The organism is Arthrobacter sp. JUb115 (assembly GCF_004365035.1).
Lineage (GTDB): Bacteria > Actinomycetota > Actinomycetes > Actinomycetales > Micrococcaceae > Glutamicibacter.
The window spans coordinates 666040-691399 of sequence record NZ_SOBS01000001.1; the positions used below are offsets into that span (position 1 = coordinate 666040).

The following is a 25360-nucleotide window of genomic DNA, read 5'->3' on the forward strand; positions in this document are numbered from 1 at the left end:
GTAGCCAGTCTACGTGGAGCGCCGGACACTTTCAGTGTGAGCGGGAAAGCCCACGCTATTGGCCGGGCATAATAGAAGATATGGCAAAGAAGGTCAGGAAAACCAAGGAATACCGCAAGCCCCAGCAGTTCGCCCAGGCGCCGAACGCGCCGCGCGGCATGAACATGGGGCCAGGCAAGGTGCAAAGCACCTCCCACGAGAACAGTTCGAACCCGATGCTGCTGATCTCGGTGGGCTTGATCATATGCGCTGCGCTATTCGCGTACTACCATCTGCTCACGATGGTGCAGATGCAGGACCTCAGCGATTCCCTGGCGATGCCCGATCAGCGTATTTTCGGCTACACCGTAAGCGACATAGAAGCATTGCGTGGCGCCATGGATGAAGATGCTGTTGGCCAGCTCAACTACTTGCACAAGACCGCTGGTTTCCTCTTCCCGATGTTTACTGCGGTCTTCTCCATGCTGTTGTTCATCCGCTGGATTCCTCACCGCCAGACGCGTTGGCTGGCTTGGGTTGCCCCGCTGGGCTTCGCGGCAATCGATATTTGGGAGAACTTCGCAATTGATGCCCTGTTCACTGGAGACCTCAGTGAAGGAGCTGTCGTTTTGGCATCGATCCTCACGACCATCCGCTGGGCACTGCTGATCATCACTGCGGGTCTTGTTGTGGGTCTTGGCGCTATCCGTGCCAATCGTGCGCTCAAGGCAAAGATGCTCGCAATTCGCGAGGGTACTGCCTAAGCCAGTGCGTGGGAATTACACCCGGGACATCCTAGTAAGATAGTGTTGTTGGTGTTTTCACGCCCATGCCCCTGTAGCTCAGTAGGATAGAGCGACCCTCTCCTAAAGGGTAGGCCGTCGGTTCGATTCCGGCCAGGGGCACAACTAGAGCCTTGTTTCCAGTCCTCGGACGGGAAACAAGGCTCTTGTCGTTACTACGGCGTTAAGCACTGCGGGTACGTTCCATCTGGAACGTACCCGCAGTGCTTAGCATGAGTCTCGATTAACGCAGCAGCAATGCGGTCGCCTTTGGCGACAGCGAAGCGTCCATGACCACGCAAGCGCCACCGATGGCGCCGACGTTGGAGCCGAGCTCGGAGGTGCGGGTTTCGATTTCATGCACTCCGCGCAGGGCGAAGCGGCGGCCAATGGCGTCGCGGACTTGATCGTCGACCAGTTCGGATACCTTTTCCCACTGTGGACCGCCGAAGACGACTTCGCGAACGTCCAGCGAGTTGGCAAGCTGGCCGGCAACTTCGCCAACCTTGATCATGGCTTCGGTGACCAGTTCCTTGGCGACCTTGTTTCCTTCGTGAGCCAGCTCGTAGAGGCGGTTCATTCCGGCAGCCCGCTGTTCCGGGCCAACGATTTCGTAGCTTGGCAGTTCCAGCCCGCGTTCCTTGGCCTGCGCGGCGATGAATTCGTAGGAGGTGCCGGAAGCGAGGCAATCCTCCGCACCGCATTGTTCGCAGGCCACAGATTTGTAACCGGTTGAGTAGTGGCCGATTTCGCCAGCGTTGTTGCTTGCACCGTGGTGGACATCGCCGTTGAATACAAGGCCAGCGCCGAAGCCGTGACCGCAGTAAATGAAGACGAAGTCGTTGTTCTTCTCTTCCTTGGACTGCCACAGTTCGCCAACTGCTGAAGCGATGGTGTCCTTTTCGATGATGACCTGCAGGCGCAAGAGCTTGCGCAGCGGGTTCACCAGTTCAACATCTGCCCAGCCATCGAGCAGTGGCGGGTTCAGCACCACTCCTTCTTCGACGTTTACTGGACCCGGAACAGCAATGCCGACACCGACGATGTGCTTCTTCGGCACGCGGATCTCGGCAATGAGTTCCTTAACGGTAGTTGCCATGAGCTGGACAGTTTCGGTAGCTACTTCGAGGTTGGGAACTTCGATGCGGCGTTCGCGCAGGACCTCGCCGCGCAGGTTCATTGCGACGAAGGTCAGCACGCTGGGGTCTAGGTGGATGCCAATGGAAACGAGACGGTTGCCTTCGAGCTCCAGAACGGTGCGAGGCTTGCCTGGTCCGGAGACGATCGTGCGGTCTTCTCGGACGATTCCGTCATCCAGCAAGCGGCGGACAACGTTGGAAATGGTCTGTGGCGACAGACCAGTCGAACCGGCCAGTTCAACGCGGCTAATTCCCTCTGGTGCCCGTCGAATTGACTCAAGAATTACGGCTTGGTTGAAGTTTCCCAAGCGTCCTAGATTTGTACCCCGTCGCATTTATTGCTCCATAGATCTGTAAAGTTGATGGATCGATCTTTCAATTCCAACGTTTTCGGTAGTCATCAATACTTCGGTTAGATACTGCGAGTAAAGTAACCATGGTGAACTAGAACTAAAACCGTTGGAGATCCAATTAAGCACGTTACCATCTCTAACTCCTGTAAACACGCGATATTGTGTTTTAGTGAAGAAAAATTTGACGATCTCAGCGGCGTGTTTAATCAACAACCAAGGAGAAATTCTCCTGGTTCGCAAGCGTGGAACGACGAAGTTCATGCAACCTGGCGGCAAACCCGAAGCCGGGGAAACAGCGTTACAAACTATCATTCGAGAAATTCGTGAAGAATTGGGCCTCAGCTTCACCGCTGACGAGCTGCAATACGACGGCGAATGGATCGGACCGGCTGCCAACGAGGCGGAGACGATGATCCGCGCCTCTTTATACAGCGCAGCCTTCGATGGCGAACTCGTCCCGTTAGCGGAATTGGAGGAGCTGCTGTGGATCGACCCGCAGGTGGCCCTGGAACGCGACGATCTAGCTCCGTTGCTTCGCGACCGCGTCCTGCCGCTAGCCATTGAACGCAGCAAGAAATAGGCGCCGCTGGGTTCCTCCCAGCAGCATCAGGCCAGCGGCTAGCTTGCGTGCAAGTATTCGTCCCATGCCGCATCAACGTGCTGCAGTCCCGAAACCAGATGGCCAGCAACGCGTGGACGATGAGGTGTAATACGCAGTTGCCAGCCCAGTTGCGAGAGCATCTTGTCCGCTTTGCGGCTATTGCATAGCAGGCAAGCGGCCACGAGGTTCTCCCAGGTGTTCTGGCCTCCCCTGCTGCGGGGAATCACGTGGTCAATCGTATTGGCAGCTTTGCCGCAATACGCGCAGGTAAAAGCGTCTCTACGCAGAACGCCCCTACGAGTGACATGTTGCATGTCCCTGTAGGGGCGTCGTACATAGCGTTTCAGAACGATGACAGTTGGCCGAGGTAGATCTCCATGAGAACTGCGGATGGGGGCGAGATCATCTTGGAGAACGATGCTCGCTTTTCGGTCATGACTAGCACTAGTGCTCGACGGAACGTCACAACTGCTAGTGGTTCGTATCCTGCGTTTAATACCAAAGTTCGCATTGCTCGTACTACCTTCATGAACCGATGGCCACCATCTGGCATTGATGGAGCTCGCGTTCTGCTCGGAGTGTCTCTAAGCGCTAGCCTATGCGATGCTTCGGATTATTGGTGGGTACCTAACCAAGAAATTGTCTTCTTTTCATCGTTCTGTTGCCCGGAGTTCAACTGGTTAAACGAACATAGGCCATCGGATGTCTTTCTCATCCGATGGCCTATGAAAAGCTTTGAAGCTTAGCCAGCTAGGGTGTAGTAGCCGTACAGCGGGTTGCGCGAAACCGAGTGGATCATGGTGTCCACGGTTGGGTTCTGCGCGCCGATCATCTGGCCGCCGCCCAGGTAGATGCCGACGTGGCCGCCACCGTTCTGGAATACCAAGTCGCCTGGCTTAGGGTTGCTGGTGCGGACGAACTGGCCGGATCCGAGGATGGCCGAGGTGCCTCGAGCAATGTTGATGCCGTGCTGCGCGTAGACGTACTTGACGAAGCCGGAGCAATCCCAGCCGCTTGGACCGTTGCCACCCCATACGTATGGAACGCCCACGTACTTGGCAGCGGTGCCTGCGATGCCGGAAAGGTTGGAGGTCTGAACAGGAGTTTCAGCCTTTGGCTGAGCCTTCTGCTGCGGAGCCGATTCCTGTCCACCCGAACGGCTCTGACGAGTCATCGGGGCCATCGAATCAGAGTTACCCGAGTTGCTGCTGCGGGTAGTTGGGGTGATGTCATTCGAAACTGCAATGACAACAGGCTCTGGCTTCTCTTCAGCGGTGAAGCTGGCGCGCTCGATTGCGACATCAGCCTTCTTGTCAGCAGCTACCTTTACTGCCTTGACTGCAACACGCTCTGGATTGATGGTGTCAACAGGCGATGCAGAAACGTCACGTGGTGCAGTTGCCTGGCCAGGCACGCCCAGAGTGACGATCAAGCCGGATGCTGCAGCTACAACGGCGGCCTGGCGGCCTACCGAGCCAGCGTTGGATGCTACGGCCTGCGAAATCGCCTGTAGCGAGTTGGTGCGTGGAACGTCGGCGCGGCGACGTCCGCGTGCATGACTCTTGGTCAAAATATTGCCTCTCCTTGATACCTACGAGGTAAGCTGTCGGGTTCGAAGTGGAGTTACCTCGGTGGATTCGAAGTTGCCTTCTCTATCCACTTCACCCCTAGGGTTGTTAGCCAAAACTAACGACCCGATATTGGTTCCCCCGCCACTGCCGTACGAGTTGTGTATAACTACTCATTGCGTGTTGGCAGTGCTCGGTTCTCACGCAATGATGCCCAGGGATCCCCATGGCACGCATACAAGACTATAGGAAGTTTTTTGAAATGTCACGTTTTGATCACGGAATGGTGACGAACGTCGTTATAACCAACCTGCTGGGTCTTTGAACTGACCGTCAACGATCACTTCGAAGTGCACGTGAGGACCGGTTGAGTTGCCAGTGCTGCCGGCCAACGCAACAACGTCACCGCGCTTAACTTTCTGGCCAACCTTCACAACCAGCTGGCTGTTGTGGCTGTAACCGGTCTCCAGGCCGTTGCCGTGGTCAAGGGTGATGCGGTTACCGGAGTGCCCAGCCCAACCCGAGACAGTCACAACACCGTCAGCTGCCGCGTAGACCTTGGTACCGCTTGGCACACCGTAGTCGGTGCCGCTGTGGATCATGAAACCTGGACCGGTTGGATTCTTGCGGTGCCCGAACGTGGAGGTGATGCGCTTCGTGGTGACCGGTGCGCCGAGCAATCCCGAGGTGTCCTTGATGGCCGTGACGCTACCGCCCGAAGCGGTCATGATCTCGGCGAACTTCTCTTCCTTGGCAACTTCGGTGTTCAGCTCGGAGGTCAAAGCTGCACGTTCCACGGACAGTTCCGCATTGCCGGTTGGTGCAGTTACATCTACAACTGCGGAAGTGGCGGTGCGCTGAGCTGCGACCTCAACGGCCTTGTTCTCCTCCGCGCTGCCGGAGAGCTGTGGAGTTACGGCGGCAAGCGCCAAACCCGAAACGGCGGCTACGGCTGCCACCTTGTGGGCGAATCCACGGTGGGTGGGTTTCTGAACCTTGGACTTGAGGCTCGAAATGAACTCGACATTGCCTGCTGCTTCGATCGGGGCAGGCTTGCTGGCAGGGGCTTGAACAGCTCCTGGCAATGCAACGACGTTGCTCGCGGTATCCTTGCCGGCCAGCAGGGTCTGGTTAGGAGCAACACCGTAGCGCTGCATGGAGTCGAATCGTCGACCAACGAAATCTTCATGTACCGGCTTGACCGGTGCAATCATCGGGACGGTGGCAGCAGCACGTGCTGCTCGGCGCCCGCCGTTACGCTCAGCAGTCGAAGCGGTGACTTCTGCAATCACATCTACTTCGACGCCGGCAGCGCGGCGACGTCCCGCAGTCTTGGTTTCTACCAAAACATTCCTCTCACTGTTGCGCCTACGAAGTTAGCTGTCGGGTTCGGCTATTGAGAATCAGCCGGCCTGCTTGTCGCAGAACTTCACCCCAAGGCGTTTGCACGCCGGAAAGTGGGTCCCCCGTTATTGCCCTCAAGATTTGGTGACCGTTTCTGGCGCAGGGCAACACTAGGCGGTCGCACCAAAAATGGATAGAGCTAACTAGATCGCTAGCTCCAAGACTTAACGCTACCTGTCAACGCCGAAAGTTACAATTTCGTTATCTTTTCTGAGACTTTACAAATACGTGTGCGCTGACCTCGACCGGCAGCTCCAGGGCGCCTTCGATGCCGTCCACGCGCACTACAACGTAGTCGTCGGCGCGCTCCAAGGTGACAATCGCACCTGGGCGGATTCCACCTTCGTTCAGTTGTCCGAGCAGGATTGGGTCCGTTTGGATCGGTTCAGCCAGGCGCTCAATTGCCACCGGGCCGATGTTTCCGGACAGCAGGGCATCATCCAAGTTCTCTACTTCATGTGAGATTTCGCCCACATTGGGGCCACCGAGGACTTCCAGGCCCGGAATTGGGTTGCCGTAGGGCGACACTGTTGGCTTGCCCAGAAGATCAAAGAGCCGACGCTCGACGCGTTCGCTCATCACGTGTTCCCAGCGGCACGCTTCATCGTGCACGTACTCCCAGTCCAACCCGATGATGTCCGACAACAGGCGCTCCGCCAAGCGGTGCTTGCGCATCACGCCCGTAGCCAGCTCGTGACCTTTTTCGGTCAAAGCAAGGTGGCGATCGGTCGATACGATAACCAGGCCGTCTCGTTCCATGCGAGCAACCGTCTGCGACACGGTTGGGCCCGAGTGGCCAAGACGCTCTGCAATTCGGGCGCGCAATGCCACGATTTCCTCTTCTTGAAGCTCAAGAATGGTACGCAGATACATCTCAGTTGTATCGATAAGATCAGACACGGCAGTCGCTCCTGGAAGTCACAACAATTAAGTTCGCTCGAAATTTACGTGGCGTCGATATCCCACTCTACTTGGTCGGAGCTGCAGAAAGCCCTGTAACCCGCCAAGCCCTCGGCGTAACCGACCGACGCGCTTTTCTCACGACACCCCGCTATTTGCGAAGATATCTATTGAAACGCCAAGGCTATCTGTCAATATTCCAAACCATGGGTAATGGTGGCCGTTATGGCACTTCAATCTATCGCTACAAGAGGAGCGCGATGAGCACGGATATCAACATTCCAGAAAACCTTCTGCCCGCCGATGGTCGATTCGGTGCAGGACCTTCCAAGGTTCGCGCAGAACAGATCCAGGCCATCGTCGATGCCGGCGCCGAACTGCTGGGCACCTCCCACCGCCAGGCTCCGGTCAAGAACCTCGTAGCTTCGGTTCAGGACGGCCTGAAGGAAATGTTCAGCGCGCCAGAGGGCTACGAAGTTCTTCTCGGCGTGGGTGGATCCACCGCATTCTGGGATGCCGCTGCATTCAGCCTGGTCCGTTCCAAGGCGCAGCACCTGTCCTTCGGCGAATTCGGCTCGAAGTTCGCCAAAGCCACCGACAAGGCTCCATTCCTGGAACCTTCCTCCATCATTGTCGGCGAGCCGGGCACCGTACCTGAACCCGTAGCCGAAGCCGACGTAGACCTCTACGCGTGGCCGCACAATGAGACCTCAACCGGTGCAGCGGCGCCGATCAAGCGCGTTGCTGGCGCCAACGACGATGCACTGGTAGTCATTGACGCCACCAGCGCCGCTGGCGGCCTGGACGTTGATCTGTCCGAGACCGACGTGTACTACTTCGCTCCGCAGAAGAACTTCGCTTCCGACGGCGGCCTGTGGCTGGCCTTCGTTTCTCCCGCCGCGATTGCCCGCATCGAGGAAATTGCAGCAACCGACCGCTGGATCCCCGACTTCTTGAACCTGGCGACCGCGCTGGATAACTCCTTGAAGAACCAGACCTACAACACGCCATCGCTGACCACTCTTGTGGGCCTGGATGCGCAGATCAAGTGGATCAATGCCAACGGCGGCCTGAAGTGGGCGGCAGCGCGCACGGCACAGTCCGCAGGGATGATCCGGGCTTGGGCCGAGGCTTCCGAAATCGCTTCCCCTTATGTGGCCGACCCAGCGCACCGCTCGAACGTCATCTCCACCATTGACTTCGATGACTCGGTCGATGCCTCGGCAATTGCCAAGGCACTGCGCGCTAACGGCGTTGTCGACGTGGAACCATACCGCAAGCTGGGCCGCAACCAGCTGCGGATCGCCACCTTCGTTGCGATCGAGCCAAGCGACGTCGAAGCACTGCTCAAGTGCATCGACTACGTGATCGAGCAGCTCTAAGAACCCTCGATTAAAGCCAAAGACCTTCGCACAACGATTCATCATCGTTGTGCGAAGGTCTTTGCCGCTATTGCCTAGTTTTCCTTGCGCGTGCGATTACGCTGCGCTGCCCGGCGACGGGCTGCGGTGCGCTGCGCCGTGCGACGGCGGCGTACCTGGCGACGTGCCGGCGACTTATGCTGCTGCACAGCGTCATCGTCATTTTCGGCGCCGTCCGCTTCGACTTCGGCCTGCGGATCCTGAGCCTCGGCGCCTGGATCCGATGGATCCGGCTCCTTCGCTGGCTCCGTGGCTTCAGGACCGTCGGCTTCCCCGCCGGTCCCGGCCAAGTCCTCTGCGGCTTCGGCGGCCTTGGCCGCTTCAATCTCTTCCTTTGCCAGGCGGTCGGCCCATGGCACCCATGCCGGAGCGAGCAATGACTGCTCCCCTGCAATAATGCCTACTTCGCAAACCGTCAGGTCCTTGGATTTTGCCCGTGAGACCCGCGCAAGCGTGGCGAACCAGGTCCATCCTTGATATCCCGACTTATGGGAGACAAAACGATGGGTGACAAGTCGCTCACCTTCCGCCGTGACGCCTAGGTGTTCGCCGATTTCTGACGCACCGGCAATTTCTGCGAGCGCGCCGCGAGCAGTATCCACTGCCTCGGCGAGGATGGTGTCCAACTTGGGTTTACGGGCCATTATTTATGCGTCCAGATCGTCGGCTACCGCACGAAGTACGGTAGCAACCTTCTTGCCATATGCCTGTTCAGGATAACGCCCATTGCGCAAGCTATTGGAAACGTTGTCGAGCAGCTTAATAAGATCTTCGATCAGCACTGCCTCGTCTTCGGGCTTCTTGCGCTTGGCACGTGCGACCGATGGAGCGGCTTCGAGCAAGCGCAGGCTCAGTGCCTGTGGACCGCGGCGGCCTTCGGCAACGCCGAATTCCAGGCGGGTTCCGGGGCGCAGGTCATGCACGCCTTCGGGCAATGCCGCGGCATTGACGTAGATCTCTTTGCCATCTTCGGCGGTGATGAAGCCGAAGCCCTTGGCCTTTTCGTACCACTTAACCTTGCCGCTAGGCATGATCATTTACCTCGTTCGTTCTTGTAGCTAAGCTGCATGGCCGAGGCCTGCTCAGCGCCATGCATATTCATATGTGCGATCCGGCGGAGCCACTGCCGGAATTCTTCTCTGCTTCTTGCCGGGTGCTCAATCTGCTGGATCGCTTCAAGTCCTTTATCTAAGATTATGTCATCTCTCGTGCGGTGAATTCATCTTTGCCCGGCAATCTTCGCATTCCGCCTGTCGCCCATGGCTCCGGGGCTAAACTTGGTAGCGTGAGCGATTCATCCAAAACCATGACTGCACTTTCCCGATTGGCGATCATCATCGCCATCCTTTCCGCCTTGGCGCTGGTCGGAACCCTCGTCTTCTACTTCCAGGAGATCGCCATCCCGCCGCTGCTGATGCTCTTTGCGCGCTTGGGCTTGCCAACGGCATTCATTCTGGCCGCCATCGTGGTCTTCGGAAACGTCGCCAGGCGCCGAAAAAGCTAGCCACTCGCTTCAGCATTCACTCAGCGGACTCCCAGACTTCTTCGGCACACTGTAATCCATGAGTCCAAAAACTGCTGAGGCAAAACTTCTCGTTGTCGATGACGAGCCGAATATCCGCGAACTGCTCTCCACTTCCCTGCGCTTTGCAGGCTTCGAAGTTGTCGCTGCTGCCAACGGACGCGAAGCCCTCGCCGCCGTTGAAGCCGAAGAGCCGGACCTGGCCGTCCTGGACGTCATGCTTCCTGACATGGACGGTTTCACCATCACCCGTAAACTGCGCGCCGCTGGCCGCCACTTCCCGGTGCTGTTCCTGACCGCGCGCGACGACACCAGCGACAAGGTCACCGGCTTGACCGTCGGCGGCGACGACTACGTCACCAAGCCATTCAGCCTGGATGAAGTCGTCGCCCGCATCCGTGCCGTCCTGCGCCGTACCGCCAATGGCGAGGACGAGAACGCGACCATCATCGTGGCCGACCTTGAGCTGGATGACGACGCCCACGAGGTGCGCCGTGCCGGGGAGATCATTGACCTGTCCCCCACCGAGTTCAAGCTGCTGCGCTACCTGATGATGAACCCGAACCGCGTACTGTCCAAGTCGCAGATCTTGGACCATGTCTGGGAATACGACTTCAACGGCGATGCCTCGATCGTGGAATCCTACATTTCCTACCTGCGTCGCAAGGTGGACCGCCCGGAATGGCCTGCACTGATCCAGACCAAGCGCGGCGTGGGCTACCTGATGCGCACCCCAGACCGCCGCTAACGGCACACGTAACGGTCCGCGCCAATAATTGAAGGCCTTGTAAAGTCAGCATATGAAGTCATTTCGAGCCCAGTGGCGTCGCACCTCGTTGCGGACCAAACTGGTCGCGGTCATGTTTGGACTGATGATCGTCGCGATCTTCGCTACCGCTATCGGTTCGGCGCATACGCTGAGAATCGCGATGACCAGCCAGATCGACAAGCAGCTGAACGTGTCCAAGTCGACGATGGCCTACGGGCTCAACAAGGCCTACCTCTACTCCTTGAACGAGGACAACGGCAGCCACGACGCCTTGGATGTCGATGCCACGCTGCTCGGGCTCAGCAGCGCCTACGCTGACATTCGCGACCAGGACGGCGAGATCGTCTACGTGATGCCGCGTTCGCGGGTCGGTCCTTCCAACGGCACGGACCTGCCGCTGCTTAATATGGAACAGATCCAGCAGCTGGCAGCCCACCCGAACTCCCCTGCCACGGTCCCCGGCGCCTTCCCCACCTCCGCTGGTTGGCGTACGGTGATGATCCCGTTGAAGAGCAGCGAGCTGAACCTGTTCTTGTCCATGCCGCTGGATAATGTGAACCGTACCGTCAGCCAAACTGCGGTGCTGGTGCTCTCCACCGGCACGCTTGCGGCCCTGCTGATGTCGATGATCGCCTACGGGCTCACCGGGCGTTCGCTCAAGCCGCTGATCAATGTGGAGCGCACCGCGTCGATGATCGCCGATGGCGATCTGTCCCAGCGCGTGAAGGACTATCCCGCTGAGACCGAAGTGGGCAGGCTCTCGCGCTCGCTCAACGCCATGCTGGCCCAAATTGAAAAGGCGTTCAACGACCGCGAGGCTTCCGAGCAGAAGATGCGCCGCTTCATCCAGGACGCCTCGCATGAGCTGCGTACCCCGCTGGTCACCATCCAGGGCTATTCGGAGTTCTACCGCTACGGCGGGCTGGCGGATCCGGAGGCCATGGACTCGGCGATGGGCCGCATCGAAAGCGAATCCAAGCGCATGGCCCGCCTGGTTGAGGACCTCTTGATGCTCGCCCGCCTGGACGAGCAACGCCCCATGGAAAAGCAGCCAGTGGATTTGCTGGTCCTGGGCCAGGACGCGGTGGAAGACACCAAGGTCCGTGCACCGGACCGTACCGTCAAACTTGTGGGGCTCGTGTCCGAACGCCCCAGCCCAGCGAGCACCGTCGGTGATGATGCCCGCATCCGGCAGATCATCGCCAACCTGCTCACCAACGCGCTGCGCTACACCCCGGAAGGTTCCCCCTTGGAAATTGCCGTCGGCGTGCGCTCATTGGTGGCTGGAACGCTGGACGCGGTCGTTGAAATCCGCGACCACGGCCCGGGCATCCCGGCCGAGGATTCCAAGCGCATTTTTGAACGCTTCTACCGCTCCGATAGCTCGCGCCAACGCGAGACCGGCGGTTCCGGCCTGGGCTTGGCCATTGTTGCGGCCATCGTCCAGCAGCACGGAGGTTCGGTGGCGTTGGCAGATACCCCTGGCGGTGGCGCCACGATGTCCATCTCCATGCCCTACGTGCCGCTGCGCGAACCGAAAGCACCGGAAGTCGACGATACGGAAGACTAGCGCCGATGGCTTTCTCCACACCCCGTGCCGGTTTTGCCCGGCACGGGGTGTGGTGTTTCTAAGGTGAGTGCATCAGTGATCAAACCGCTCATTCCAGAAAGGACGATTCCAGTGAGTACGTTCTCCACCAACACCGGCGAGATGCAGGTTAAATCCCAGGCCGTCATGAACACCATTGACCGGCTACGCAATGAGGTCTCGACCATGCAAATGAACCTGGACCAGTTGCAAAGCACCTGGCAGGGTTCCGCCGCTGCCTCCTTCCAATCGATCGTGGCCGAATGGCGGTCAACCCATGTGCAGATCGAAGAGGCGCTGAGCAGCATTGCCACGGCCCTGAACCATGCCTCCATGCAGTACGAAGAGGTCGAGCAGGTCAACACCTCGCTGTTCCGTTACTGAAAAGCGCAGGCGCGACGGCCGGTTGATCAGTAGGCTTAGCCTTATGAGCATTCTGATCGACCCGCCGCGCTGGCCTGCCCACGGCACGCTCTTTGCCCACTTGGTGTCGGATACTTCATTGGCTGAACTCCATGAGTTCGCCGGGCAGCAAGAAATCTCCCGCCGCGCTTTCGACCGGGATCACTACGATGTGCCTCGCGAACGCTACGATCGGCTCGTGGCAGCTGGCGCCCTTGAAGTCTCCGGATCCGAGCTGGTCCGCGCACTGGTCAAGTCCGGGATTCGGATACCAGCCAAATACCGTCCGGAGAAGCTGGGCACCGTCCTCACCCGGCGTTGGTCCCGCACCTTGCCCACCGAGCCTCAGCTCGGAACCGAGCTGTTGGGCTATTGGTCCGAGAGCCATCGCCACTACCACGACCGGGTGCATCTGCTCTCGGTGCTCGAAGCCATCGACTGGCTGGCTGAAGGCCAGGCCGATCCCGAAGAGCTCATGCTGCTCCAACTCGCTGCGTGGTTCCACGACGCCGTCTACGCAGGAACCAGCGAAGACGAGTTCAAATCGGCCACCTTGGCCCGTGAACGGCTGTGGGGAGTCCTCTCCCCTGGTGCCGTCTCGAAGGTCAGCGGGCTGGTCATGCTCACCGCCAAGCATGCCCCGGCAGAAACCGATCGCCTGGGCCATATCCTCTGCGATGCCGATCTGGAGGTCCTGGCCCGCCCCGCTCCGGCCTACCAGCGCTACGCCGAGGCGATCTACAAGGAGTACGGGCATCTTCCCCGCCATGTGCTTGCTTCCGGGCGCAGCAAGATCCTCAGCGGCCTGTTGGAGAAAGAACTGATCTACGGCACCCAAGCCGGATCCCGGCGCTGGGAGCAGCGCGCGCGGAACAATTTGGGCACCGAGCTGGAGCTGCTGCACAGCTGGCTATAGTGCAACGCTTGGCCCACGTTAAACGGCCGATGGCCCGGATCCCTCGAAAGGATCCGGGCCATCGGCGCGATTACTGCGTGCTTAGTGCGTGCGGGAAGCTTAGAAGCCGCCCATTCCGCCCATGCCACCCATGTCATCGCCACCGGCTGGGGCAGCGCCAGCAGGAGCTGGCTTATCTGCGACAACAGCTTCGGTGGTCAGGAACAGGCCAGCGATCGATGCCGCGTTCTGCAGTGCCGAACGGGTCACCTTCACTGGGTCGTTGACACCAGCTTCAAGCAGGTTGACGTATTCGCCGGTTGCAGCGTTCAGGCCGTGGCCTGCTGGCAGGCCCTTGACCTTGTCAGCGACAACGCCTGGCTCCATGCCAGCGTTCAGGGCAATCTGCTTCAGCGGGGCTTCGATGCCAACGCGAACGATGTTCGCACCGGTAGCTTCGTCGCCTTCCAGAACCAGCTTCTCGAATGCTGCAGCGCCAGCCTGGATCAGTGCAACGCCACCACCGGCGACGATGCCTTCTTCAACAGCTGCCTTGGCGTTGCGCACGGCATCTTCGATGCGGTGCTTGCGCTCCTTGAGCTCTACCTCGGTAGCAGCGCCGGCCTTCAGCACAGCGACACCGCCGGAGAGCTTTGCGTGGCGCTCCTGCAGCTTCTCGCGGTCGTAGTCCGAGTCGGTGTTCTTGATCTCGGCTGCGATCTGGGCCTTGCGTCCCTCGATGGCGTCGGCTTCGCCGCCACCTTCAACGATGGTGGTCTCGTCCTTGGTGATAACGACCTTGCGGGCGGTACCGAGGACTTCCAGGCCTACGTTGTCCAGGGACAGGCCGATTTCCTCGGAAACAACCTGGCCGCCGGTGAGGATAGCGATGTCGGTCAGCATGGCCTTGCGACGGTCGCCGAAGCCCGGAGCCTTGACAGCAACGGACTTGAACAGGCCGCGGATCTTGTTCAGGATCAGGGTAGCCAGGGCTTCGCCCTCGACATCTTCGGCGATGATCAGCAGCGACTTGTTCGACTGCATGACCTTCTCCAGCAAGGTCACCATGTCCTTGACCGAGGAGATCTTCGAGTTCACGATGAGGACGTAAGGGTCCTCGAGAACGGTTTCCTGGCGCTCAGCGTCGGTGACGAAGTAAGCGGAGATGTAGCCCTTGTCGAAGCGCATGCCCTCTGCCAGCTCCAGCTCCAGGCCGAAGGTGTTGGATTCTTCAACGGTGATAACGCCCTGCTCGCCGACCTTGTCGAGAGCTTCAGCGATCAGTGCGCCGATTTCCGGATCGCCAGCAGAGATCGAAGCGGTAGCAGCGATCTGCTCCTTGGACTCGACCTTCTTCGCAGCGGCGAACAGTTCAGCGGTAACAGCTTCTACGGCCTTGTCGATACCGCGGCGCAGCGCGATTGGGTCAGCACCTGCGGCAACGTTGCGCAGGCCTTCCTTGACCAGTGCCTGTGCCAGCACGGTTGCGGTGGTGGTACCGTCGCCAGCGACGTCGTCGGTCTTCTTGGCAACTTCCTTGACCAGCTCTGCGCCGATCTTCTCGTAAGGCTCTTCGAGGTCGATTTCCTTAGCGATGGACACGCCGTCGTTGGTGATAGTAGGAGCGCCCCACTTCTTTTCCAGAACAACATTGCGGCCGCGTGGGCCCAGGGTGACCTTCACCGCGTCAGCAAGGGTGTTCAGGCCGCGCTCAAGTCCGCGGCGTGCTTCCTCGTCAAATGCAATCATCTTAGCCATTGTGGCGTACGGTCCTTTCGGGACGATTTTGCGAAAATGCAACCGACAGACAGCGCCCGCGACGGACGAGTGGACCGGTGCGGCATCGGGCCAGCAACCGTTTCAGCTCTCGCTATCTGAGGTATTTTCCACGCCCACGCCCTGCATCCGCTGTCCGGTGCTTCATGAAGTTCTTGGAGAACGCAAAAGCCGACCGGCGTTAGCAGTCGCAACGCATGAGTGCTAATACAAATATTGGCACTCTCGCATGGCGAGTGCAAGCCGATCGGCTCTGAGCGAATGGAATTATGAACGAATTATTCGTTTAGCCCCAGGGTGTCATCGGAGCCCAGAACCACGGTGACCCGGTTCGGAATGTTGCTGGTCTGCAGAACTTCGTCGATATTCAGGATTTCTGCAGCTTTTTCAGCGGTAGTGCGGTAGGACTCGGACATGTAATAAACCGTGGAGACTTCTGCGGGCCTGGTCCAGTTGTCGGCCACAATGCTGGTGAACCCGGCTTCGGCCATGGCGTCTTCGCCTTCATTAGCCAGACCGGCAACACTTGCCGCGTTGTACACGCCAATCAGCTGGCCGTAGAGCACGTCTTCGTCATCGATGGTGCTCGTTGGCGATGCGGATTCACTTGGTGTGGGTTCCACGGAGGGCTCGGCGGTGACTTCCTGGGTTTGCGAGGTGTCGCTTCCCGTGGAAGTCGCGAGGGTCTCCTTGAGCTGGGGGCCGAAGATGAAGGACAAGGCACCGATCACCAGCACGAGTACAGCGGTCAGCACTACCCAGCGCAATTTCCCACCGGTTGACTTCGACGCGGCGGACTGCGCCCATCCGTGGGCGTGGTGCGAACCCACACGGGTGCTGAACTCCGGAACGCGATCAAATTCGTCACGCGGGTAGTTGGTCATTCTTGTCCTTGCTCGAGGTCTGATTGGTCACGGCAGGCAGGGTTATCGTCCCGTGCCGACCTTACCGCCCACGCGACGTTTTGTGGAACGTGCTCTGCGCAGGCGCTTGACCAACATCGGGTCGTAGGCCAGTGCCGCGTCGGTTTCAATCAGCTGGTTCAGCAGCTGGTAGTAATTCGTCGGCGACATCGAAAACTGCTTGGTAATGGCTTGTTCCTTGGCCCCGGCATACTTCCACCACAACTTTTCCAGGTTGAGGATCTGTTGCGAACGCTCATCCAATTCCGAATCCGGGTTCATGACGAAATCCACCAGCAATTCATTCTCAGCCATACGTTCTCACCTCTGTCCTTGGACCAGTTTTCTCAGGTTTCGGTTATGCATGTATTCCACCATCGGTAGACATACCACCGATATTCTAACCAATCTGCTTGCCTAACACCGTGTGGCCGAGCACAGGCACGCCAGAAAAACGGCACAATTACCCCTATGGACGATTTGCAGCCAGCACTTTTCGATGCACCCCAGCCAGCTCGGACACCAGTGTACGAAGCGGCTGATTTCCCGTTCTACCATGGTGCCCAATCCATGGCCGACCACGGGTTTATCGCTGCAGACTGGGTACCGGCACTCTGCGAGCAGGACTCGCTGCTGCGTTCCCTGGCCACCGATTTGGCGGCCCGTTCGGCGGCCGGTGAACAGATCCTGCCGGCACCGGAGGTGATGTTCCGCGCACTGAGCCTGCCATTGTCCGAAGTCAAGGTCCTAATTGTTGGCCAAGACCCATATCCGACACCCGGCCACGCAAACGGTTTGGCCTTCGCGGCCAACAAGCAGGTGCGTCCGCTGCCGCGCTCCTTGGCCAATATCTACAAGGAATTGCAGTCCGATCTGGGGCTGGAGCCGGTCGCGCATCCAGACCTCAGTCCATGGCTTTCCGAAGGCGTCTTGCTGCTGAACCAGGTGCTCTCCGTAGCCGCTGGCAATGCCGGCTCGCATCAGAAGCTGGGTTGGGCGCCAATTCTGCATGCCATCCTCACCGCGCTCAATGACCGTCCGCGGCCTCCGGCGGCTTTGCTCTGGGGCCAGCATGCGCAGAAACTCTCCGAGTCCCTGTCCAACGCCGTGCAGCTGCAAAGCGCCCACCCCTCGCCGCTCTCAGCCTCGCGCGGGTTCTTCGGCTCCAAGCCCTTCTCAAGCATCAATCGGCTCCTGTCCGACAGCGGACAGAAGCCGATTGACTGGTCGTTGCCGAAAGCCTAGCGTCGGCGGATCCGCCGGCGCTCACGCCGGGCGCTGGAGGTCAATGGACGGCACAGCGTATCGCCGAAGACGACGCCGCCAGCGATGGAGAGCATGATCGCCATGGCGTTGAACATCTCCACCAGTCCCGTGGCGGTGTCATTGACGTTGATGACGATGCCGTACATTGCGCGGAAGATCATCAGGCCCGGAAGCAGGAACATGACCGCAGGAGCCGCTAGCACCAGCTGCGGCGAGCGGAGTTTGTCCGCTGCCAGCCGCGCGGCGAAACCGATCACCGTGGCGACCAGCGCCGGGGTGGCCCGGTCTCCGAGTCCAATGCTTTCGGCCAGCAGCTGCACCAGGTAGCCGCCGACCGCAATGCCGGCGGTAGGCAGCAACAGGCGCAGCGCGCTCTGCTCGGTGACCGCACCGGCGACAATGGCCACGCCCACCAAGACCACCAGCAGCCAGGCCGGATAGTCGGTTTGGACGATCTGGTGAACGTCGACCTTCTCTCCCCCGAGCAGATCCGAGATCACCAGGGCCGTAGCAATTCCGCAGAGGATCGCCCCGTAGATCAGGCTGGCCGAGAACAACCGGCCTACCGCTGTCACCGGGAAGCCGTTGATGGCATCCTGCAATGCCGAAACGAATCTGCCCGACGGAAGCAGCAGCAAGATGCCGCCAGAGACCACCAGCGCCGGATCCAGCGGAGCGTGGAATTGATGCCCCAGCAAGGCAATGCCGGTGACCACCAATGTCGAGGCCGCGATAGTGAAGAACTCGGGCACTCTCCAGCGCGAGCCGTATCGGCCGATCTGCGTCACGAGGCTCGAGGACAGCATCGCCACCAGCGCACCAGCCCACGAGCCGCCAATGAAGAGCACGAACGCGGCCGCGAACACGGCCCGGCCGCAGGCGACGATCCAGCGCGGGAACGGCTTGGGCTGCCGCGTGATGTCCTTCAGCCGCTTCGCTGAAACGGATCGCGATACGCCGCCGGCAATGATATCCGAGACGAGTTCGTGCACCAGCACCATGCCGGCGTAGTTCGAGGTGTAGGAGCGGACCACACGCAGCACCGAGTAGCTTTCGGCGTCCGGCGGGCTGTAGTTCAAATGCAGGGACTGGTTGGTGATGTCCACATCCAAGTGGCTCAAGCCCAGTGCCGCGGTCACCGCGATCACGCTGGTTTCCACTTCCAAGGCGCCTGCGCCGTAGCGGATCAAGGTCTCGCCCAAATCCAGCGCGAACTCCATGGTGCGCCGGTTGGACGCGTCCTGGTCCACATTGACCTTGGGGTTGGCGTAGGGGGTGCCCTGCAGGCGCTCAACGATGTTCAGCGCCTCGGTGGGAGGGGTATCCGAGATCCACATTTTCGCCAGCAGCCGACGGGCCACCGGGTTGGCGCGGGTAGGCATGAGGGTAATGCCCTCATCGGTGGTGTGGACCTGGCCGGTGCGCCACTCGATATCCGAGACATCGGCAGCCGCCACGTTGGCGCTGACCGCCGTATTGAGCGGTAGTTCAGATGCCGTTGCCGGCTCTTCGGCGGGCTCTGCCGGATGGAAGCCCATGTTGATCTCACTAGTGGCAATGCGGGGCAAGACGCCAGCTAGCGGAGCCGGATCCTCGCCTACGGCATTCGACGAGGCGGCCTGTTCCTCGCTAGATCGATGCGCCACGAATCATGCCCCCTCATCCAAAGTTTTTCCCATGGGATTCACCATACAACCCGTGCATGAAAAGTTGTCGGGAACGTGGCGAATTCGGGAGGTATTGCCGAACACATTTAAGGGTATTTTCGGCCACTGGAATACCGGCGCTCGGCAGTTGGTTGCACCATGCAGAAGTTAGATGTGTTTGCATATAATCCGGAGGATCCAATGAATACGCAGTTCCCTTTGCCAGAAATCGGAGCCGAGACCTTCGGCGACATCACCGAGGATGCCCAGGGCAACCCGCTGAGCCATGCCCAGGTGATCCGCAATGTCATCGCCGAGGGGCAGCAGGCCGAAGCCTCGGGTCTTGATTTCTTCGGTGTCGGCGAGCACCACCGCGATGACTATGCCATCTCCTCCCCCGAAATGGTTCTGGCCGCCCTGGCCAGCACTACCCAGCGCATCAAGCTCGGCACCGCGGTGACCGTGCTCTCCAGCGACGACCCGGTGCGCGTCTACGAACGCTTTGCCACCTTGGACGCGATCTCCAACGGGCGAGTGGAGATCATCGCAGGCCGCGGCTCCTTCATTGAATCCTTCCCGCTCTTCGGCCTGGATCTTGAAGACTACGAGGACCTGTTCGAAGAGAAGCTGCATCTGCTGGCCAAGCTCCGCCACGGCACGCCAGTTTCCTGGCAGGGCAAGCACCGCGCCGCCTTGCGCAACCAGCAGATCTACCCGCTGCTGGAAGACCAGCCCTTGACCACCTGGGTGGGTGTGGGTGGCAGCCCGCAGTCGGTAACCCGCGCGGCCCGGCATGGCTTGCCGTTGTGCTTGGCCATTATCGGCGGCCAGCCCTCGGCCTTCGAAGGCTTGGCCACTCTCTACCGCCGTGCGCTGAAGGAGTTCGGCCATGGAGAATTGCCGGTCTCGGCGCACTTCCATGGCTTGGTGGCTTCCACCGACCAGGAGGCCCTGGAAACCCTCTGGCCGCATTACCAGCGCACCATGAATCGGCTGGGCGCCGAACGAGGCTGGCCGCCGGCCAGCAAGATGCGCTTGCAGGCTTCCATGGGGCCCGAGGGAGCCATGATGGCCGGCAGCCCGGAAACTGTGGCACGGAAGATGGCCAAGGTGGCCCAGCAGCTGGGCTTGTCGCGCGTTGACATCAAGTACTCTGCCGGTTCCTTGCCGCACGAGGCGATGATGAACAGCATCAAGTTGCTCGGAGAAGAGGTCAAGCCCATGGTGCACCAGCTGCTTGGCGCCTAGGATCCTGGCTGTCCCGGAAACAGCGAAAGCCACCGCATTGCGGTGGCTTTCGTTCTTGGTGGATCTTACTGGACTCGAACCAGCGACCTTTCGCGTGTGAGGCGAACGCTCTAACCAACTGAGCTAAAGATCCATCTGCGCCCTGACTTGCAAGCCAAGCGCATAAGCAATCCTACCGGGCCGTGGACCTCACTCCAAATCGGCCACCGGTTCCAGCGCCCGGAATCCGTCCCCGGAACACGCCGAAATGCCGCTTCCAGCGCAGGTTCGAACAGTCACGGTTCAGGCAATGAGTAGAGCAGAAAAACAGCGCCGAATAGTTTATTTGCGATTCACCTAAAAGTACCCATTTCCACTTGTCAAAAAGGGACTTTAGACTCCATAATTTTTCTAGCTCATCGAGCTCAAACTGGACCCTACAAGGAAGTTGCCGGAAGCCGCCGGCATCGGTCCCCTCAAGGCCAACGAAACCGCGCAGTGGATTTTTCCACCGCGCAAAAGCCTCATCTTTCGTTCGTTCTTAGAATTTAGGACCGTACCCAGTGTTTGAAAACCTGAACTTTTCCTTGTCATCCCTATGTGTTCAGCCGGCCCAGCGCGCCGAATTAGCGACCCTTTACCCCCTGGTCGACCAGCGTTGGAACCAGAAGTTCGACCGGCTCTCGCTGCTTGTGACCGTGCGCGACCAGGGCACCTTGGTTGCCGCAGGCCTCGTGCATGATTCCATCATTGCCCCGACTTCTTCGATGAACGCCGTGGAGCTCGGTTGCATGGCCGTGCGCCCGGACTACCGCCGCCTGGGCATCCGCCAGCATGCGACGTCGCTGCGCCTTGCCCACGCGCTGCGTTCGGGCAAAACTCCGATCAGCGTCATCGATTCGCAGAACCCGGCATCCTGGGCCTTCTACGAGCGCTCGGAACTGTGGCAGCGCGAGCGCAGCTTCGAGCACGATGGGCAGCTGAAGTTCATCTACCGGGCCACCGAGGCCGCATGGCAGTGGGCCGCGCAATTGCCGCAGGCCTCCGAGGACCACGTGGCCATCCACCTTCCCGAAAGTGCGATGCCAGCCCCGAGCCTCATGGCCGGCCCGGCCCCGGTCCAGGGATTCGCCGCGCAGTTCGGATCCGATGATCCGGCCTCCGCCGTGCCGGTGATGTGACCGCCTAGAACAGGGCGTCCTGCTGTTCGTCCACGGAGCCGTGGCCCGGCAGCGGGGCAACTTCTCCGGCCCGGCGAGCGCGAGCGGCCTCGTGCAGGTCAATCGGGGTGACCTTCAGGACCGCATCGACCATGGCGTTGAGGAACTGCGGCGCGGCAATATCCGCTGGCACCGGAGCGTGGACGCATTTCACTTCGGGATCCTCTGCGCTCTCATCCCAATCCACCAGCAGCAGGCCGGTGGCGGTGTACCCGAAGCCGTCGCCGAAGTCGCGCAGCTTGCGGATCATGTCCACGGTGCGGCGGAAGGCGGCCGGCTCGGATTCCAGGATCGTGGCACGCTGCACGAAGAAGAACCCGACGGCTGCCAGCGGGTAGCGGGCCCGCAGGTTAGCCGCATCCCCATAGGCCTCTTCATAGCGGTTGGCCAGGTTCTTGCCGAAGGATGAGGTCATCGCCTTGGTGCTGAGCAGCAGTTCGGGACCGGTGGACCAATGGGTCATCACCACGTCGGTTTGCTTCATGTAGGCGCGGCCCAGGATGCGCGCGTCGATGCTGCCCGCCTTGCCCGCCATGATGGACTCGTGCACCTCGTCGGCCAGCCGCTCCGGCAGCTTGCGCAGCAGTTCCAGGATGTCGCTGGACAAGACCCGGGGCGCCTCGGGACGCGGCCACACCAGATCCGCATCGAATCCGGCACGGCGCAATTCATGGGCCAGCCATGCGTCCACGCCCTGGGCAAAGCGGCCCGATCGGGTGACCGCCTTGTTGCGGACCGGGATGCTCAGCAGGCGTTCGAGCACCGGGAAGGACGGGTTGAATTCCTCGGTTACCGCGCCATTGCCCAGCCAGGGCGAATCCTTCGCCGCTGACATCAACGTGGTATCGAATTCGGCAAAGGCCAAGGTCTTTTCGATCGCAGGATTGGCCACGTTCATCCCCTCACGGCTTTGCTTCTGGCCTTGCGGCGTTCGAGCATATTCATTCGCGCAGTGCGGACCGCCTCCAGCGCATCCGGCTCCAAGCCGAGCAGCTGCTCGAGCACCACGCCGTCCACCAGGTCGGTGGCCTCTTGCTTGCGCCCCTGCACCAGCAGTTCACGCACCGCCGGCTTGATGGCACGCAATTGCCGGGCATAGCGCTGCACCATGCCGATCGCCGGGACCGGCAGCTGGTCGGCTTCACGCGGTTCCAGCTTCAGGATGCCGCCGCCGTAGGAGCGGCCCACCATTTCGGCTCCGAGCATGGTCAGGGTATTGAGCGATGCCACCGGGAGCAGCTCGCGGCCCAGCTCGCGCGCATCGGCGCCGAGGTACACCCCATGGATCGAGTTGATGTGGTGCACCGCGGCCTCGTTGGCGGTCAACCGCGGGGTGTCGGCGTTCATGTAGGTCATGAACAGGTCCGGCACCGAGAGCACCGGCACCCGCCACCATGGCGAGCGCACCTTGCACTTGTAGGCCTGGTCGACGTTCTGCAGTTCACCGCTGGCCACAAAGCGCGCACCAGCACCGCTGGGTTCCGCGCCGGGGCGGAACATGTAGGCAGCTGCCCCGTGCTCGGCGAGCTTTTCCCAGCCGTCCTCGCTCAATTCCAGCCCGCGCAGGTGGCGCGAGCCCGGAGGCGAGATCCGGATCAGGTCCTCGCGGGCCAGCCCCAGGTCCTGGATCTGCTGGGCCGAGAGGGTGAACCACTTATTATTGCCGGTGACCGCGCCCAGCGAGGTTTCGCCCCAGGACTGCAGCGGCGCCATCCGTCCGGCGGCCAGTGCCGCCGACAAGATCCCCTGGGCTTCGAGGCCGACCAGGGAACCGGTCCAGCGCTCGTTCATGCGCACCGGGGTGTGGCGGGTGCCTTCGCCCAGGGCTTGCAGATCCAGCGCATTGCGGAATTGGTGCAGGTTGAAGGAACCGCTAGCCCCTTCGCGGTAGCCCTCGGCCAGCAGCAGCACCACTTCTTCCTGCGCGTCGGCGAACAAGCGCTCTTCGAAGACGGCCAGGTGCACGCTGGCGAAGCGTTCAAGCAGCATCTGGCGGACAGGCCCGGCATAGTTCACGAACATCAGCTCTGCCGGAAGCACCAGGGCCAGGCGCCCGCCGACGGCAAGGAAGCTGGTGGCATGCACGACGAAAGCGGCCCAGATGCTGGCAAGTTCATTCAGTTCCACGCCCGAGGCTTTGGCCGCGGCGCGCGAGAGCTGCCGGTCAGCCCCGCGGTGCAGCTGGTAGCGCACGTAGGGAGGGTTGCCGATGACAGCGTCGTACTCGGCGTTGCCGGTGACCTCGAAGAAGTTGGCGTGCTCGATGCGCGCGTCGATCCCGGCGGCGCTCATCCGCTCACGGGCGGCCTGCACCGATGGTTCGTGCAGTTCCAGGCCCACCAGCTCGACCCGCTCTCGGCCATCTGCGAGCACCGGATGGGCAGCGGCAAGGAATTGCGCTTCACCGCAGGAGGGTTCCAGGACCTTGGATCCTTGCTCCCCTAGCGCCCACTGCGCCATGAAGCTGGCAACGGGTTCCGGGGTGAAGTAGGCTCCGCGCGCATGGCGGGCGGTGGCCTGATCTGTCAATTCTCTACTCAACACGCATCGATCTTTCCACGTAGGCCAGACAGTTGGGCTGGACCGGTAGACCGAGTCCGGGCGGCAACTTCTCTATTCTACGTGCGCGGGCATCTGGCTGATTCCTGTTCCTAGTGGTCTGCTTCGGCTTTGCCCTTGTGGCGCAGCTTCTGGATGCCCAGGATGATGACGGTAATCACGGTACCCATGATGAAACCGGCAAGGCAGGAGAAGGCGGTGTTCACCAGCCAGCCCAGCACGGCGCCGGCCTGGCCGGTCGCGTCGTGGACCAGCAGTTCCACGTGGTGCACGAAGCCGTACGGTGCGTGCCAGCCCAGTTCGTCCATGCCGACCAGCAGCAGGTGCCCGCCGACCCAGAGCATCGCGATCACGCCGACCTTGCTCAGGATGGACATCACGATGGGCATCGCCTTGACCAGGCCGCGCCCGATCTTCTGCGTGAGCTGGCGCGGCTTGGCGGCCATGTGCAGTCCGATGTCGTCCATTTTGACGATCAAGCCCACGGCGCCATAGACCACGACGGTCATCAGGATGGCGATCACAATCAGGATCAGCGCGCGATTCAAGAATGGCTCGTGGGACACCTCGTTCAGCGAGATGACCATGATCTCCGCGGAAAGCACGAGGTCTGTGCGCACTGCCGATCCGATGATCGCTTTCTCGTCGCGCACTCCCTCCTTGCCGCCCGGAGTGTGGTGCTTGATCGCGCCCATCGCCTCAAGCAGCTTCTCGGCGCCTTCGAAAACCAGATAGGCGCCACCGATCATCAGGATCGGGGTCAGTGCCCATGGAGCGAACTGCGATAGGATCAGCGCCACCGGAAGGATGAACAGCATTTTGTTCCGGATAGACCCAACGGCGATCTTCCAGATGATTGGAAGCTCGCGCTTGGGCGAGAGCCCGGCCACGTACTGCGGGGTGACTGCCGCATCGTCGATGACGACGCCTAGCGATTTGGTGCTGGCCTTGCCAGCGCCCAGCGCGATGTCATCAAGCGATGCCGCGGTGACTTTCACCAGCGCCGCCACGTCGTCCAATAGTGCTGCAAGGCCTCCGGCCATGGTCGGCTCCTCAAATATAGGTTCTGCGCAAAATTCTACCGGCGGGATCTTTGAGCCTGCCATAGGCGCGACGCTGGCTCGGGCAAGATCTGGGGCTAAAAAAAGAAACCGCGCCACGAAGATTCATGGACACGGTTCCCGTTGCTGGTCCAGGACCAGGTCAGAGCCCCCTACCGGATTCGAACCGGTGACCTTCAGTTTACAAGACAGACGCTCTGGCCAGCTGAGCTAAGGGGGCGTACCGAATAAGAATATCCGAAAACCCTGCGGCACTGCGAATTGGCGATGCTCCGAGTTAAATGCCTGTGAGTATCGAGGTGGTTGGTCTGGGACTAGCTGGCAGGATAAGAACCAGCCGTCCCACCCTTGGATGTGACTCATTAAAAGCCTGACCCGAA

The 25360-nt window shown here is 60.4% G+C and carries 24 protein-coding genes, 3 tRNA genes, 1 pseudogene and 2 riboswitches; of the genes and pseudogenes, 12 read left to right on the forward strand and 16 right to left on the reverse strand.

The annotated features are described in order from the left end of the window. Positions 1-80 precede the first annotated feature (80 nt). Both EDF61_RS03060 and EDF61_RS03065 read left to right on the forward strand, forming a co-directional pair. Positions 81-743 carry a hypothetical protein gene (locus EDF61_RS03060; RefSeq protein WP_133833228.1) on the forward strand — a complete coding sequence of 221 codons (663 nt, stop codon included), beginning with the start codon at positions 81-83 and terminating at the stop codon, positions 741-743. 67 nt (positions 744-810) lie between these two features. Next, positions 811-884: transfer RNA gene (locus EDF61_RS03065), tRNA-Arg, on the forward strand. Between the two features lie 121 nt (positions 885-1005). On the opposite strand, the gene EDF61_RS03070 is transcribed toward EDF61_RS03065, so the two are convergent. Further along, positions 1006-2235 carry an ROK family transcriptional regulator gene (locus EDF61_RS03070; protein WP_133833229.1) on the reverse strand — a complete coding sequence of 410 codons (1230 nt, stop codon included), beginning with the start codon at positions 2233-2235 and terminating at the stop codon, positions 1006-1008. 187 nt (positions 2236-2422) lie between these two features. Here EDF61_RS03070 and EDF61_RS03075 point away from each other — a divergent pair, with 187 nt between their 5' ends. After that, positions 2423-2833 carry an NUDIX hydrolase gene (locus tag EDF61_RS03075; protein WP_105659133.1) on the forward strand — a complete coding sequence of 137 codons (411 nt, stop codon included), beginning with the start codon at positions 2423-2425 and terminating at the stop codon, positions 2831-2833. A 38-nt stretch (positions 2834-2871) separates the two neighbouring features. On the opposite strand, the pseudogene EDF61_RS03080 reads toward EDF61_RS03075, so the two are convergent. The 4 genes and pseudogenes from EDF61_RS03080 to EDF61_RS03095 all read right to left on the reverse strand — a co-directional run bounded on the left by EDF61_RS03080 (position 2872) and on the right by EDF61_RS03095 (position 6726). Then, positions 2872-3365: pseudogene (locus tag EDF61_RS03080) on the reverse strand (HNH endonuclease). A gap of 231 nt (positions 3366-3596) precedes the next feature. Beyond that, the gene (locus EDF61_RS03085; protein WP_105661598.1) at positions 3597-4424 is read right to left on the reverse strand and encodes a C40 family peptidase; all 828 of its coding nucleotides are present in this window, start codon (positions 4422-4424) and stop codon (positions 3597-3599) included. A gap of 3 nt (positions 4425-4427) precedes the next feature. Next, positions 4428-4598: riboswitch (cyclic di-AMP (ydaO/yuaA leader) on the reverse strand. Positions 4599-4721: 123 nt separating this feature from the next. Next, a complete protein-coding gene (locus EDF61_RS03090; RefSeq protein ID WP_133833230.1) occupies positions 4722-5768 on the reverse strand; it encodes a M23 family metallopeptidase in 1047 nt (348 codons plus the stop codon). Between the two features lie 4 nt (positions 5769-5772). After that, positions 5773-5923, reverse strand: a riboswitch (cyclic di-AMP (ydaO/yuaA leader). Positions 5924-6027: 104 nt separating this feature from the next. Then, positions 6028-6726, reverse strand: a complete 699-nt coding sequence (locus EDF61_RS03095) for an iron-dependent transcriptional repressor DtxR (protein WP_105659129.1) — start codon at positions 6724-6726, stop codon at positions 6028-6030. A 260-nt stretch (positions 6727-6986) separates the two neighbouring features. Here EDF61_RS03095 and serC point away from each other — a divergent pair, with 260 nt between their 5' ends. Then, positions 6987-8108, forward strand: a complete 1122-nt coding sequence (serC, locus tag EDF61_RS03100) for a phosphoserine transaminase (RefSeq protein ID WP_133833231.1) — start codon at positions 6987-6989, stop codon at positions 8106-8108. Positions 8109-8182: 74 nt separating this feature from the next. Here serC and EDF61_RS03105 read toward each other — a convergent pair whose 3' ends face one another. Together EDF61_RS03105 and EDF61_RS03110 are read right to left on the reverse strand one after the other, a co-directional pair. Continuing rightward, the gene (locus EDF61_RS03105) at positions 8183-8791 is read right to left on the reverse strand and encodes a DUF3027 domain-containing protein (protein WP_105659127.1); all 609 of its coding nucleotides are present in this window, start codon (positions 8789-8791) and stop codon (positions 8183-8185) included. Positions 8792-8794: 3 nt separating this feature from the next. Next, a complete protein-coding gene (locus tag EDF61_RS03110) occupies positions 8795-9178 on the reverse strand; it encodes a cold-shock protein (RefSeq protein WP_038990235.1) in 384 nt (127 codons plus the stop codon). A 254-nt stretch (positions 9179-9432) separates the two neighbouring features. Between EDF61_RS03110 and EDF61_RS03115 the strand changes: the two genes are divergently transcribed. From EDF61_RS03115 to EDF61_RS03135, 5 genes are all read left to right on the forward strand, one after another. Next, positions 9433-9651, forward strand: coding sequence for a hypothetical protein (locus EDF61_RS03115; RefSeq protein ID WP_105659126.1), 219 nt, complete (start codon positions 9433-9435; stop codon positions 9649-9651). A gap of 58 nt (positions 9652-9709) precedes the next feature. Beyond that, positions 9710-10417 carry a response regulator transcription factor gene (locus tag EDF61_RS03120; protein ID WP_105659125.1) on the forward strand — a complete coding sequence of 236 codons (708 nt, stop codon included), beginning with the start codon at positions 9710-9712 and terminating at the stop codon, positions 10415-10417. A gap of 52 nt (positions 10418-10469) precedes the next feature. After that, positions 10470-12008 carry a sensor histidine kinase gene (locus EDF61_RS03125; RefSeq protein ID WP_105659124.1) on the forward strand — a complete coding sequence of 513 codons (1539 nt, stop codon included), beginning with the start codon at positions 10470-10472 and terminating at the stop codon, positions 12006-12008. 111 nt (positions 12009-12119) lie between these two features. Next, complete coding sequence (locus EDF61_RS03130) at positions 12120-12410, forward strand: WXG100 family type VII secretion target (protein ID WP_038990044.1); 291 nt, start codon at positions 12120-12122, stop codon at positions 12408-12410. Between the two features lie 43 nt (positions 12411-12453). After that, positions 12454-13344 carry a DUF4031 domain-containing protein gene (locus EDF61_RS03135; protein ID WP_133833232.1) on the forward strand — a complete coding sequence of 297 codons (891 nt, stop codon included), beginning with the start codon at positions 12454-12456 and terminating at the stop codon, positions 13342-13344. 99 nt (positions 13345-13443) lie between these two features. Here the strand turns inward: EDF61_RS03135 and groL are convergent, their stop codons facing one another. From groL to EDF61_RS03150, 3 genes are all read right to left on the reverse strand, one after another. Beyond that, the gene (gene groL, locus EDF61_RS03140) at positions 13444-15081 is read right to left on the reverse strand and encodes a chaperonin GroEL (RefSeq protein WP_105659122.1); all 1638 of its coding nucleotides are present in this window, start codon (positions 15079-15081) and stop codon (positions 13444-13446) included. Between the two features lie 296 nt (positions 15082-15377). Then, positions 15378-15983, reverse strand: a complete 606-nt coding sequence (locus tag EDF61_RS03145) for a LytR C-terminal domain-containing protein (RefSeq protein ID WP_105659121.1) — start codon at positions 15981-15983, stop codon at positions 15378-15380. 42 nt (positions 15984-16025) lie between these two features. Next, entirely contained in the window at positions 16026-16316 is a 291-nt protein-coding gene (locus EDF61_RS03150; RefSeq protein ID WP_105659120.1) for a DUF3263 domain-containing protein, read from the reverse strand. Positions 16317-16472: 156 nt separating this feature from the next. Here EDF61_RS03150 and EDF61_RS03155 point away from each other — a divergent pair, with 156 nt between their 5' ends. Continuing rightward, on the forward strand, positions 16473-17246 hold the full coding sequence (locus EDF61_RS03155; protein WP_133833233.1) for a uracil-DNA glycosylase: 774 nt from the start codon (positions 16473-16475) through the stop codon (positions 17244-17246). Here the strand turns inward: EDF61_RS03155 and EDF61_RS03160 are convergent. Beyond that, positions 17243-18913, reverse strand: coding sequence for a threonine/serine exporter family protein (locus EDF61_RS03160; RefSeq protein ID WP_105659118.1), 1671 nt, complete (start codon positions 18911-18913; stop codon positions 17243-17245). The genes EDF61_RS03155 and EDF61_RS03160 overlap by 4 nt on opposite strands. 201 nt (positions 18914-19114) lie before the next feature. Here EDF61_RS03160 and EDF61_RS03165 point away from each other — a divergent pair, with 201 nt between their 5' ends. Continuing rightward, positions 19115-20161: an LLM class flavin-dependent oxidoreductase gene (locus EDF61_RS03165; protein ID WP_105661591.1), complete on the forward strand. Its 1047-nt coding sequence runs from the start codon at positions 19115-19117 to the stop codon at positions 20159-20161. 56 nt (positions 20162-20217) lie between these two features. On the opposite strand, the gene EDF61_RS03170 is transcribed toward EDF61_RS03165, so the two are convergent. After that, a tRNA-Val gene (locus EDF61_RS03170) sits at positions 20218-20294 on the reverse strand. Between the two features lie 409 nt (positions 20295-20703). Here EDF61_RS03170 and EDF61_RS03175 point away from each other — a divergent pair. After that, positions 20704-21321 carry a GNAT family N-acetyltransferase gene (locus tag EDF61_RS03175; RefSeq protein ID WP_105659116.1) on the forward strand — a complete coding sequence of 206 codons (618 nt, stop codon included), beginning with the start codon at positions 20704-20706 and terminating at the stop codon, positions 21319-21321. Positions 21322-21325: 4 nt separating this feature from the next. Here the strand turns inward: EDF61_RS03175 and EDF61_RS03180 are convergent, their stop codons facing one another. The 4 genes from EDF61_RS03180 to EDF61_RS03195 form a co-directional block, all read right to left on the reverse strand. Continuing rightward, a complete protein-coding gene (locus tag EDF61_RS03180; protein WP_105659115.1) occupies positions 21326-22258 on the reverse strand; it encodes a hypothetical protein in 933 nt (310 codons plus the stop codon). Further along, on the reverse strand, positions 22255-23889 hold the full coding sequence (locus EDF61_RS03185) for an HsdM family class I SAM-dependent methyltransferase (protein ID WP_133833250.1): 1635 nt from the start codon (positions 23887-23889) through the stop codon (positions 22255-22257). Before EDF61_RS03185 ends, EDF61_RS03180 begins: the two co-directional genes overlap by 4 nt. A gap of 122 nt (positions 23890-24011) precedes the next feature. Further along, positions 24012-24962, reverse strand: a complete 951-nt coding sequence (locus EDF61_RS03190) for a DUF808 domain-containing protein (protein WP_105659113.1) — start codon at positions 24960-24962, stop codon at positions 24012-24014. A 164-nt stretch (positions 24963-25126) separates the two neighbouring features. Continuing rightward, positions 25127-25200: transfer RNA gene (locus tag EDF61_RS03195), tRNA-Thr, on the reverse strand. Between the last annotated feature and the right edge of the window lie 160 nt (positions 25201-25360).